The sequence below is a fragment of the Rhodoplanes elegans genome (assembly GCF_016653355.1).
In the GTDB taxonomy this organism is placed as follows: Bacteria; Pseudomonadota; Alphaproteobacteria; order Rhizobiales; family Xanthobacteraceae; genus Rhodoplanes; species Rhodoplanes elegans.
Genome location: NZ_NHSK01000057.1, coordinates 21,894 through 32,496, shown reverse-complemented (window position 1 = coordinate 32,496; position 10,603 = coordinate 21,894). Strand labels below are relative to the sequence as shown.

10 protein-coding genes are annotated in these 10,603 nt (G+C 70.1%); 6 read left to right on the top strand and 4 right to left on the bottom strand.

What is annotated here, in order from left to right:
- Positions 1 to 938, bottom strand: a 938-nt coding sequence (locus CCR97_RS05220; RefSeq protein ID WP_244670271.1) for a toll/interleukin-1 receptor domain-containing protein, incomplete at its 3' end; no start/stop codon positions are given.
- A 314-nt stretch (positions 939 to 1,252) separates the two neighbouring features.
- A complete protein-coding gene (locus tag CCR97_RS05215; protein ID WP_111357435.1) occupies positions 1,253 to 1,996 on the bottom strand; it encodes a L,D-transpeptidase in 744 nt (247 codons plus the stop codon).
- 468 nt (positions 1,997 to 2,464) lie between these two features.
- On the opposite strand from CCR97_RS05215, the gene CCR97_RS05210 reads away from it, so the two are divergent.
- Both CCR97_RS05210 and CCR97_RS05205 read left to right on the top strand, forming a co-directional pair.
- The gene (locus CCR97_RS05210; protein WP_146618752.1) at positions 2,465 to 3,136 is read left to right on the top strand and encodes a chemotaxis protein; all 672 of its coding nucleotides are present in this window, start codon (positions 2,465 to 2,467) and stop codon (positions 3,134 to 3,136) included.
- Between the two features lie 256 nt (positions 3,137 to 3,392).
- The gene (locus CCR97_RS05205) at positions 3,393 to 4,382 is read left to right on the top strand and encodes a tripartite tricarboxylate transporter substrate binding protein (protein ID WP_420826059.1); all 990 of its coding nucleotides are present in this window, start codon (positions 3,393 to 3,395) and stop codon (positions 4,380 to 4,382) included.
- Between the two features lie 364 nt (positions 4,383 to 4,746).
- Here CCR97_RS05205 and CCR97_RS05200 read toward each other — a convergent pair whose 3' ends face one another.
- Both CCR97_RS05200 and CCR97_RS05195 read right to left on the bottom strand, forming a co-directional pair.
- On the bottom strand, positions 4,747 to 5,181 hold the full coding sequence (locus tag CCR97_RS05200; RefSeq protein ID WP_111357438.1) for a GNAT family N-acetyltransferase: 435 nt from the start codon (positions 5,179 to 5,181) through the stop codon (positions 4,747 to 4,749).
- A 30-nt stretch (positions 5,182 to 5,211) separates the two neighbouring features.
- Positions 5,212 to 5,763, bottom strand: a complete 552-nt coding sequence (locus CCR97_RS05195; RefSeq protein WP_170145848.1) for a hypothetical protein — start codon at positions 5,761 to 5,763, stop codon at positions 5,212 to 5,214.
- Between the two features lie 373 nt (positions 5,764 to 6,136).
- Between CCR97_RS05195 and CCR97_RS05190 the strand changes: the two genes are divergently transcribed.
- The 4 genes from CCR97_RS05190 (at position 6,137) to groL (ending at position 10,484) form a co-directional block, all read left to right on the top strand.
- Entirely contained in the window at positions 6,137 to 6,802 is a 666-nt protein-coding gene (locus CCR97_RS05190; protein ID WP_111357441.1) for a peptidoglycan-binding domain-containing protein, read from the top strand.
- Between the two features lie 335 nt (positions 6,803 to 7,137).
- The gene (locus CCR97_RS05185; RefSeq protein ID WP_111357442.1) at positions 7,138 to 8,211 is read left to right on the top strand and encodes a hypothetical protein; all 1,074 of its coding nucleotides are present in this window, start codon (positions 7,138 to 7,140) and stop codon (positions 8,209 to 8,211) included.
- Positions 8,212 to 8,454: 243 nt separating this feature from the next.
- On the top strand, positions 8,455 to 8,751 hold the full coding sequence (gene groES / locus CCR97_RS05180; protein WP_111357443.1) for a co-chaperone GroES: 297 nt from the start codon (positions 8,455 to 8,457) through the stop codon (positions 8,749 to 8,751).
- A gap of 95 nt (positions 8,752 to 8,846) precedes the next feature.
- The gene (groL, locus tag CCR97_RS05175) at positions 8,847 to 10,484 is read left to right on the top strand and encodes a chaperonin GroEL (RefSeq protein WP_111357444.1); all 1,638 of its coding nucleotides are present in this window, start codon (positions 8,847 to 8,849) and stop codon (positions 10,482 to 10,484) included.
- Positions 10,485 to 10,603: the final 119 nt, after the last annotated feature.

Genomic DNA, 10,603 nt, shown 5'->3' with positions numbered 1-10,603 from the left:
ATCCGCACGGTGGCGGCCGTGCCGGTCGCGAGCGTCGCGTCGAGCAGCGCCGGATCCTTCGGCAGCACGACCGTCCACGCCGCCACGCCGGCGCCGACGACCAGCGCCAGCACGGCGGCGGTGGCGAGCCAACGGCGGCGCCGCCGGCGGCCGCGCATCGCCCGCTCGGCCGGCCCGCGAAACTCCTCGAACGACAGCGAGAGCAACGCCGCGGCAAGCCGGGCGATCACCTCGGCGCGCGGCGCCGCGCCGAGTCGGGCGTCGACGACGAGCGGCGCGATCGCGCTCTCGTCCTCGTCGCCGACCGTGCCGTCGACCCGGATGCGCCGACGCAACGCCGGCGGGGCGAGGTCGCGGATGTCGGTCTGAAGGATGCCGCCGACCAGCACGGCGACGATGCGGTCGCCGCGGCCCAGCCCCTTGAAGCGCCGCACCGCCTCGTTCACGGCCGGGTCGCCGGCGGCTGCCGGCGAGCACAACACGACGAGGAAGCGCGCGTCGATCAGCGCCGCGACCATGTCGTCCGGCAGGACCGGTGCGACTGGCTCCGGCGCCGCCGTGGCCGCAGGCGTCGGCGATGCCGGTTCGGCCGGCTCGGTCGGCGTGGCCGCGGCCGCGGGGGTCGTCCCCGAAATTTCGGTGGCGGTCGGCTCCGCCGTGGTCGCGTCCGCTGTCACCGCTTTCGTCGCGGCATCGGCAGCGACGGCGGGCTCGGCCGGAGCGGCGGCCGGCGCGACCGGGGCGGCAGGCGGCGGCGCGGAGAAGCGCACGAGCGGGCCGATCGTCTTCGGCACCGGACCGTGCGGCGTGTCGCGGCCGACCAGCGCCCACGGCACCCGCAGGTCCGACAAGCCGCCCTCGATCGCCTTGCCCCAGGCCTCGTCGGCCGGCGCATGCACCAGGAACGCTCGGTACTTCGGGTGGACAGCCTGCCCCACGATCCCCTCCCCCGGCGATTTCAGCGACGCGGTCGCCCCGGCGGCGCAACCGCCGCCGCGGCTCGGGCGCGACCGTAGGACCATGACTTCGGCTTCGGTATGTCGCTGCCGCGTCCCGCCCGGACGCAGGAACGCGCCCGATTCGCGCAATGTCGAATCGGACGCGCCCCGCGCCAGTAAATCAACAGGGTGGACGGATGATCGTGACGGTGCGGGCAGTCCCTCCGGGGTGGGTGCCGTCCGGCGGACGGCACGGAAGAGTTTTCACGTTGCGGCGTCGCGGGCGGGCCGGCCGCCGGCGGCGCGCGCCTTCGTCAGAGGACGACGACTTTGCTGCCGACCTTCACCCGCTCGTAGAGGTCCATGACGTCCTCGTTGCGCATACGGATGCAGCCGGACGACACCTGGGTGCCGATCGTCCAGGGCTCGTTGGAGCCGTGGATGCGATAGAGCGTGTCGCCGAGATAGAGAGCGCGGGCGCCGAGCGGATTCTCCGGGCCACCGGGCATGAAGCTCGGCAGGCCGGGCTGCCGGCGCAGCATCTCCTCGGGCGGCCGCCAGTCGGGCCATTCCTTCTTGCCCGTGATGGTGTGGGCGCCGGCCCAGGTGAAGCCCGGACGGCCGACGCCGACGCCGTAGCGCCGGGCCCGGCCGGGGCCCTCGACCAGGTAGAGATAGAAGTTGCGCGTATCGACCACGATGGTCCCGGGCGCCTCGTCGCCGTCATAGGCGACCATCTGCGGGCGGAAGCGCGGATCGACGGCGGTGCGGCTGTACTCGCTCGGATCGATGCCGGCGTAACGGCCGCCGCCGTACTGGGTCGGATCCTGCGCCTGGACGCCGCGGCCGTGTGACGGAGAGACGTCGCCGCCCGAGAAGATCGCCTCGATGAAGCCGCCGCCGAGCCCGCCGCGCCGCACCGGCGCCTGCATGGCGGTCTGCGGCACCATGTAGACGCGTCCGGAGACGGTGTGAGGGCCCGACACGTAGGTCTGGGCGAGGGCCGGCGGACCCGACAGCGCGGTCGCAGCCAGGGCGCAAAGGAGAACGCGGGACATGACGGGGCTCTGCACTCGTTACGCGATGAACGGTTCGGACACCAAGTCGTGGTGCATTTCGAGTAAAAGCCCGAAATGGCGACCAAGTCGTAAAAACGAGCCGGCCCCGATTTACTGTAACGGTATGATCGATCGAATTCGAATGACTATGGTGTCGGAACCGTAAACACGAAATTTTCGTGGTTAACGAAACTTAAATCGCGCGGAAACGTGGTAAATACATCGTCAACGCGCTTCGGGCGCGGGCCGCGCGTCGCTCCGCCACGACGACACGAGGGCCGATAACTCACCGGAAACCGGCACATCCGTCGCGTGAACCGGTCGTTAAAGAATGGTCCGGTAGAACGGTAAAGAACGCCTCGAATTACCGAAGCCTCCATGCAAACGCGCAAACTCTTTCGCATCGAGCAGGTCCGCCCCGTCGAAGAGATCGCGTTGGGTCTCATCGGATCGGCGGACGAGGTCGTCATGCCCGCCTCGGCGAACGACGCGGACGCCGCGTTGCGCCACCTCGAGGTGATCACCGAGATCCGCGGCGTGCGCGCCCTGATCGAGGGCCGCGCCACCGAGGCGCAGCAGACGCTCGAGAAGTTCCAGGCGCAGTTCAACGAGTTCCACAAGCTCAAGGCCGAGCTCGACGTGATCAGCGACGCGATCGTCGAGACCAAGCGCGAGCTCGCGACCATCCACGTGACCGGCTTCAACGGCCACGAGATGTCGCGGGTGGCGAACGAGCTCGACGCCGTCGTCGACGACACCGAGCGGGCCACCGAGGCGATCCTGGGCGCCGTCGAGGACATCGACAGCCGCGCCGACAAGCTCGCCAATGCGCTCACCGACGAGACCCAGCAGGCGACGGCGCGTGAAATCCAGGACTGCGTGATCCGCATCTTCGAGTCCTGCAACTTCCAGGATCTCACCGGCCAACGGATCAGCAAGGTGGTGGCGGCCCTCAAGTTCATCGAGGAGCACATCCGCCGCATGGAAGAGATCTGGGGCGGCATCGAGTCCTTCGGCGAATACGTGCCCGAGGTGGCGGCGCCCGAGGTGTCGGAGGAGGACAAGCTCCTCAACGGCCCCAAGCTCGAGGGCGACGCCGGCCACGTCTCCCAGAACGACATCGACGCGCTGTTCGACTGAACCAGCTCGGACGCGCCTGTTCGACCGAGCCTGCTCGGCTCGTCGGGCGATCGTCGTCGCGCCTCGGCCCTGCGATTCCCCGCGATCCACAGCGATCGGCCGCGCTCGCCGGGCCGGCGCATTCGTGATACCCGTGGATGAAAGGATCGGCCGTCACAACGATCCATCACACGGGAGGAAGACCATGAACGCTCGCCGGCGCGCGCTCTCTCCGTTGTCTCGCGTCCTAACGTCTCGCGTCCTGCCTTCTCGCGTCCTGTCGTCTCGTGTGCTGGTGTCCGGCATCGCCGGAGCCGCTCTTCTCGCATTCGCAGCATCACCGAGCGGGCCGGCCGCGGCGCAGGACTATCCGGCACGGCCGGTGCGCATGATCGTGCCGTTCGGCGCCGGCGGCCCGGCCGACGTGTTCGCCCGCGTGCTCGCGCAGCATCTCTCCGACACGACGAAACAGTCCTTCGTGGTGGAGAACCGGCCCGGCGCCGGCGCCATCATCGGCACCGACATGGTCGCGAAGTCGCCGGCCGACGGCTACACGCTGCTCGTCATGTCGAACACCCACACGACCAACGAGTCGCTGATCCCCAACAAGCCGTTCGAGCTGATGCGCGACTTCGTCGCGGTGGCGCCGATCAACTCGTCCGACCTGCTGATGGTGGTGAACAACGCCGTGCCGGCCAAGACGCCGGCCGAGTTCATCGCGCTCGCCAAGCAGAAGCCCGGCGGCCTGAACTACGCCTCGTCGGGACCGGGCACGCCGTATCACATGGCCGGCGAGCTGTTCAAGGCGATGAGCGGCACCGACATCGTGCACGTGCCACACAAGGCCTCGGGCGAGGCCCGCAACGCGGTGATGGGCGGCCATGTGCAGATGATGTTCGACGCCATCACGACGATGCGCAGCAACGCCGAGGCCGGCCAGGTGCGCGCGCTCGCCACCACGGGCACGACGCGCTCGGCCCTGATGCCGGACGTGCCGACCGTCGCCGAAGCGGGCGTGCCGGGCTACGAGGCGACGATCTGGCTCGGCGTGATGGCGCCGAGCGGCACGCCCGCCGCGATCGTCGACCGGCTCAACGGCGCGATCCGGGCCGTGATCGCCAAACCCGAGATCCGCGAGGCGTGGAGCCGCCAGGGCGCCGTGCCGATGGAGATGAGCCCGACGGCGTTCGACGCCTATCTGCGCGCCGACATCGAGAAGTGGGCCAGGATCGTCAAGCTGGCCGGCCTCGGCGCCAAGACGGAGTAGCTGCGAAAGAATGAGCGAATGTGATCACGTCGATGCGATGGAGCCGACGTGATCACGTCGCCCTGCCGGCTTGGTCGCGGCATCTGATCGATACGTGATCGTTCGTGGCTCACCCCCCTCCCTGTCCCTCCCCCACAAGGGGGGGAGGGAACGCAGGAGGCGCAAGCGCAGAGCCAGCGAATGCAACATCGGTTCGATCGCTCGAAAAGCACATCGGTTCGATCGTTCGATCAGAAGCTCGAAGCGCGCCCCGGTGTGCTCCCTCCCCCCTTGTGGGGGAGGGATGGGGAGGGGGGAGCCCAACCCGGCGGAGGTCGTGATGCGACGGGAGCCGAAACACCTCCCGGCTCGCGACGAGTCCGCCCTACCCCACCCGCTTCATCATCGGCGTGTCGGCGCCGGACGAGAGGCGCTCGGCGATCGCGGCCGGGATGGCGGTGGGCAGCACCGGCACGTAGCCGCGCTCGGCGAAGAAGGCGGCCTCGCCGCCGGCCGCCACCCACAGGGCGCGGCAGCCGAGTGCCACGGTCTCACCCTCCAGCGCCTCGGCGATGGCGCCGCCGAGACCGCGATGGCGCAGCACCGGCAGGGTGACGATGCGCAGGAGCCCATCGTCGCCGTGCACCTCGATGCCGCCGAAGCCGACCGGGACGTCGTTCTCCTCGAAGCGCCAGAAGTACCGTCCGGGCGCCGCGACGTCGTCGTGCGGCAGGCCGGCGCCCTTGAGCGCGGTCTTCAGCCCGTCGCGCTCGAACGGGGCGAGCGGCAGCCAGAGGAGCTTGGGGTGCCCGGCATTCATGCGGGCCTCGTGGTCATGCGGGGTGGCGGATCAGCGGGCGGCGGCGGGAGCGGGACGCGGGGCGCGCGCCGTGGTGCCCTCGGCGCCGCAGCGGACCAGGATCATGGTGCCGTAGCGGCCGGCGACCTCCGGATCGACCCATTTGAGGATCAGCACGCGGCCGTCGAACGACACCACCTCGCGGTCGTCGGCGTCGGGGGCGGCCGGGCTCGGGCCGATATAGCTCTTCCCGTCCGGTCCCGCCTTGAGCAGCATGTCCTGCACTTGCGGGCTGTCGTGGCCGAGCATCGACACGCCGGTCGAGGACCGGTTGATGACGAAGGGCAGCTTGCATTGCCCGCGCGCCGCCGCCTCGGTGCGAGCGCGGTCCTCCGGGCGGTGATAGGCGGCGATGCCCCAGCGACCGACGATCTCGTCCGGCCGGATGCTGGACGGCGGCGCCGCCGCCATCGGGGCGGGCCCGGGCTCCGGCGCCGACCCGCCGCCCGAGAACGACGGCAGCGTGCTCGCGCAGCCCGCGAGCGACGTCAGCGCGGCGGCGGCCGTCAATACGCGCGCGGCGCCCCGGAACGAACCCAGCATGACGATCTCCGACATCGATGCCCCACTCTGATCGGCGGAAGGGCTTGACGCAAGTGTGATTCATACCTCCGCCGCCGTCGCAGACCGGCCGTGCCGGCGCGCCCGCGAGCGTCGGGTTCACGGAAGAACGCCCTCACCATGACGGCCCGAGATGGGCGTTTCGATGACCGGCCGGTCTCCGGTCGCGGAGACCCGAAGTCGGTCCGCTGGCGGACGGCGGCCTGCGACAATCAGCCGAGATCATCGAGGTGAGCAGAACGATGTCGCCCGCGGCCGGTTGGCCCGGTGTCGGTCCCGCACCACGCGCCGGATGACGCCGGCCGGGCCCGGTGTCGGGACCGAAACCCAACCAGAACACCTCCGGGAGACCTCGATGAAACGCATTCTTCTCGCGACGACCGTCCTCGCCCTGTCGCTGCCGGCCTATGCGCAGCAGCCCTCGCAGGGTCAGCAGGGCCAGCAGCCGTCCGGCCAGTGGCAACAGGGCCAGCAGAGCGGCAAGGGCTCGAGCGCCCAGGGCTCGAGCGGCCAAGGCAGCGCTCACGACTCGGGGCGCCAGTCGTCGATGGGCGGCTCCGGGCAGTCCGCCGACCGGCAGCCGATCTCGGTCGACGGGCTCAGCAAGGACCAGATCAGCCGCCTGCAGCAGGCGCTGAACAAGAAGGGCTTCAGCTCCGGCGACGTCGACGGCGTGTGGGGGCCGGACACCCGCTCGGCGCTGCAGAACTTCAAGCGCGACAAGGGCTATGCCTCCGCCGACGACCAGATCGACCGGCGCGCGCTGTCGGATCTCGGCCTCGACATGGCCGAGTTCGGCGGCGACGCCGGCCGGCAGGGCCAGTCGATGGGCACCACCGGGGCGGGCGGCTCGTCGACGGGCGGCGGTCCGACCTCGCAGGGCGGCCAGAGCGGCACCTCCGGGGAGAGCGACTCGGGGATGAGCGGCGGCGCCTCCGGGTCCGGCGCGAGCGGCTCCGGGACGGGCGGCTCCGGGATGTCCGGATCGGATTCGGGCGGCTCGGGGTCCGGCAGCCGGTAACCGGATCGACGAGCCCCCGTCGGGGCCGGTCCCGACGCGCGAAGGCCGCGGCAGTGCCGCGGCCTTTTTCTGTTTCCTGTCCGGCCGCCCGGGCGCATTGCTCCAGCCGCTTCAGGCCCCATCGCGGCCATCTTCTCCGAGGCCGCCCTTTTCGAACCCGCCCTGGAGTGTGCAGCGTCAAGTGGGCGTCGCCGCACCCGCGGCGGGCGGTCTTTCCCTCGCCCGATCGGGTGAGTTTTTCGCCGACCGGGTAAGCCGCCGGTAATCGGTTCGCGGTAGAGTTGCGCCTGACTGGTGGCGCTCCTCGTTCGGAGACGGCGCCCGAGGGGACACACATGGTCGTCGTCAGAACCGTGCCGCGCGCGTTCGCCGTGGCGCTGCTGCCGCTCGCCTTCCTGCATGCCGCCGTTCTCGTCATGACGGTGGTCGGCGCGATGCCGGAGGGCCCGATCCCCTCGTTCGGGGCCGGGGCGGCGGCACGACCGCTCACGCGGGTTGTCGCTCCAGACGCGCTTCTGATCTCCTTCGCGGTGCGCCTGGGCCTCGACGGGCTTTTCTTCTTGGTGCTTCACCTGAGGGCGCGGGCTCTGGCGATCGGCAGTCGCGGGGCCTATGCGGCCATAGGCGGCGCAGCCGCATTGCTCGCTTACGCGGTCACCCGCGAAATCGACGTCGGTGCCGTCGATCTTCCAGCCGGCATCGTTCTGACCGCCGGGGTGCTGCCCGGGCTGGTCGGGCTGATCACCGGCCTCGTCTACTGGCAGACCGCCGGGCTCGAGTCGATCGCCGACCCGACCGCGGAGGTCGCGGCCGCACCGATGCGCCGGTACGACGGACCGATCCAGGTCCGCACCTCGTTCGGCGCCATGGGTGTGGCGGCGATTGTTCCGGGCCTGGCCATGTTCGTGCTCGCCCTGCCGCTCATGATGCTCGGCGTGCCGATCATGGGGTCGGCGGGGGAAGCCGATCTCCAGCAGGGCCTGCTCTTCGCCCTGGCTGTGCCGGTCCAGATGATGCTGGTCGCGCTGCTCGTCACGGCGATCCCGGGGGCGCTGTTCGGGCTCGCCGTCCATGGGCTCGCCCGCAGCATGAAGCGGACGCGGACCCTCGACTACGTGGGGTGCGGCGCCGCGGGCGGCATCGCGGTCGCGGTGGCTCTGGCCCCTTTCAACCCATTCACCATGCTCGGCTTGCTCGCCGTTCCGATGGCCCTGGTCGGGGCCGCGGTGGGCGGAACCTATCGCCTGCTCGCCGGGATCGAGCCGCTTCCCCTGCCCGAGCCGGTGCGGGTGAGCGACCTGGATACGCTGGTGCCGCAGGACCATCCTGCGCGCTCGTCCCATCAGGTCATCGTGACCGATCCGCGGGCAAGTCGTCCGCGGGTTGCCTGCCCGCGGCGGCCCGGCTAAGACGACGCCTGCGCCCTCGCGGGCCCGGCGGCCGCCGTCTCGCGACCGGCCGGCGCATTAACCGCGCCGGCAGCCGCAACGCCCCGGCCTCGGTTTGGTTCCGGCCGGCGCCTTGACAGGCGGAAGCCCCCTCCCTATTTCCGGACCGGCGCTGGCACTCGCGACACCGGAGTGCCAGCCGACAATCCCGAGTTTGCCAACGAAACCCCAGCCACCCAAGGTGGCGACGAGGATAGACAGTCCATGGCGAAGACCACGTTCCGCCCGCTGCACGATCGCGTCGTCGTGAAGCGCATCGAGGCCGAAGAGAAGACCGCCGGCGGCATCATCATCCCGGACACCGCCAAGGAGAAGCCGAGCCAGGGCGAGATCATCGCCGTCGGCCCGGGCGGCCGCGACGAGGCCGGCAAGCTGGTCCCGCTCGACCTCAAGGTCGGCGACCGCGTCCTGTTCGGCAAGTGGTCGGGCACCGAGGTGAAGCTCGACGGCGAGGATCTCCTGATCATGAAGGAGTCCGACATCATGGGCGTGATCGGCTGATCACGACGCCCTCCCGCCGGCCGCGCGGGGCGCGCGAGCGCGCTGCCCCGTAGGTCCGGCGTTCCCCCGACTGATCCCAATTCGGAGCAAGCAACATGGCTGCCAAGGACGTCCGCTTTTCCACCGACGCGCGCGACAAGATGCTGCGCGGCGTCGACCTGCTCGCCAACGCCGTGAAGGTGACGCTCGGCCCGAAGGGCCGCAACGTCGTCATCGAGAAGAGCTTCGGCGCCCCGCGCATCACCAAGGACGGTGTGACGGTGGCGAAGGAGATCGAGCTCGAGGACAAGTTCGAGAACATGGGCGCCCAGATGGTGCGCGAAGTGGCCTCGAAGACCAACGACCTCGCCGGTGACGGCACCACGACGGCCACCGTGCTGGCCCAGGCGATCGTCCGCGAGGGCGCCAAGTCCGTCGCCGCCGGCATGAACCCGATGGATCTGAAGCGCGGCATCGAGATCGCCGTGCAGGCGGTCGTGAAGGACATCGAGAAGCGCGCCAAGAAGGTCGGCTCGTCGGCCGAGGTCGCGCAGGTCGGCACCATCTCGGCCAACGGCGACACCGCCGTGGGCGAGATGATCGCCGGCGCCATGCAGAAGGTCGGCAACGAGGGCGTCATCACGGTCGAGGAGGCCAAGGCGCTCGAGACCGAGCTCGAGGTCGTCGAGGGCATGCAGTTCGACCGCGGCTATCTCTCGCCGTACTTCATCACCAACGCCGAGAAGATGACGGCCGATCTCGAGGACGCCTACGTGCTCCTCCACGAGAAGAAGCTGTCGGGCCTGCAGGCCATGCTGCCGGTGCTCGAGGCGGTGGTGCAGTCGGGCAAGCCGCTCGTCATCATCGCCGAGGACGTCGAGGGCGAGGCGCTCGCCACCCTCGTGGTCAACAAGCTGCGCGGCGGCCTGAAGGTCGCGGCCGTGAAGGCGCCGGGCTTCGGTGATCGCCGCAAGGCGATGCTCGAGGACATCGCGATCCTCACCGGCGGCCAGGTGATCTCCGAAGACCTCGGCATCAAGCTCGAGAACGTCACGGTGCAGATGCTCGGCCGGGCCAAGAAGGTCCTGATCGAGAAGGAGAAGACCACGATCGTCGACGGCGCCGGCAAGAAGGCCGACATCGAGGCGCGGGTCGGCCAGATCAAGGCGCAGGTCGAGGAGACCACCTCGGACTACGACCGTGAGAAGCTCCAGGAGCGTCTGGCGAAGCTCGCCGGCGGCGTTGCGGTGATCCGCGTCGGTGGCGCCACCGAGATCGAGGTGAAGGAGAAGAAGGACCGCGTCGAGGACGCCCTCAACGCGACCCGCGCGGCCGTCGAGGAAGGCATCGTCCCGGGCGGCGGCGTCGCGCTGCTGCGCGCCAAGGCCTCGGTCGGCAAGATCAAGAACGAGAACGCCGACGTCCAGGCCGGCATCAACATCGTGCTGAAGGCGCTCGAGGCGCCGATCCGGCAGATCGTCGAGAACGCCGGCGTCGAGGGCTCGATCGTGGTCGGCAAGATCCTCGAGAACAAGTCGGAGACCTACGGCTTCGACGCGCAGACCGAGAAGTATGTCGACCTCGTCGAGGCCGGCATCATCGATCCGGCCAAGGTGGTGCGCACCGCGCTCCAGGACGCCGCCTCGATCGCCGGCCTGCTCGTCACCACCGAGGCGATGGTCGCCGAGCTGCCGAAGGACAAGCCGGCCCCGGCGATGCCGCATGGCGGCGGCATGGGCGGCATGGACTTCTGATCGGCCGCGCCTGATCGGCAGACCTGATCACCAGACGACGAAGGGCCGCCGAAAGGCGGCCCTTTTTTTCATCGCCTTTCATCGCCGCTCTTCATCGGAGCGGGCGAGGCCTTCGAGCC

Excerpts from the sequence above, each read along its gene's own strand:
- CCR97_RS05200 (WP_111357438.1), bottom strand. The coding sequence starts at position 5,181 with ATGAATGCCGGGCACCCCAAGCTCCTCTGGCTGCCGCTCGCCCCGTTC.
- CCR97_RS05190 (WP_111357441.1), top strand. The coding sequence starts at position 6,137 with ATGAAACGCATTCTTCTCGCGACGACCGTCCTCGCCCTGTCGCTGCCG.
- CCR97_RS05185 (WP_111357442.1), top strand. The coding sequence starts at position 7,138 with ATGGTCGTCGTCAGAACCGTGCCGCGCGCGTTCGCCGTGGCGCTGCTG.
- groES (WP_111357443.1), top strand. The coding sequence starts at position 8,455 with ATGGCGAAGACCACGTTCCGCCCGCTGCACGATCGCGTCGTCGTGAAG.
- CCR97_RS05210 (WP_146618752.1), top strand. The coding sequence starts at position 2,465 with ATGCCCGCCTCGGCGAACGACGCGGACGCCGCGTTGCGCCACCTCGAG.
- groL (WP_111357444.1), top strand. The coding sequence starts at position 8,847 with ATGGCTGCCAAGGACGTCCGCTTTTCCACCGACGCGCGCGACAAGATG.
- CCR97_RS05195 (WP_170145848.1), bottom strand. The coding sequence starts at position 5,763 with ATGCTGGGTTCGTTCCGGGGCGCCGCGCGCGTATTGACGGCCGCCGCC.
- CCR97_RS05215 (WP_111357435.1), bottom strand. The coding sequence starts at position 1,996 with ATGTCCCGCGTTCTCCTTTGCGCCCTGGCTGCGACCGCGCTGTCGGGT.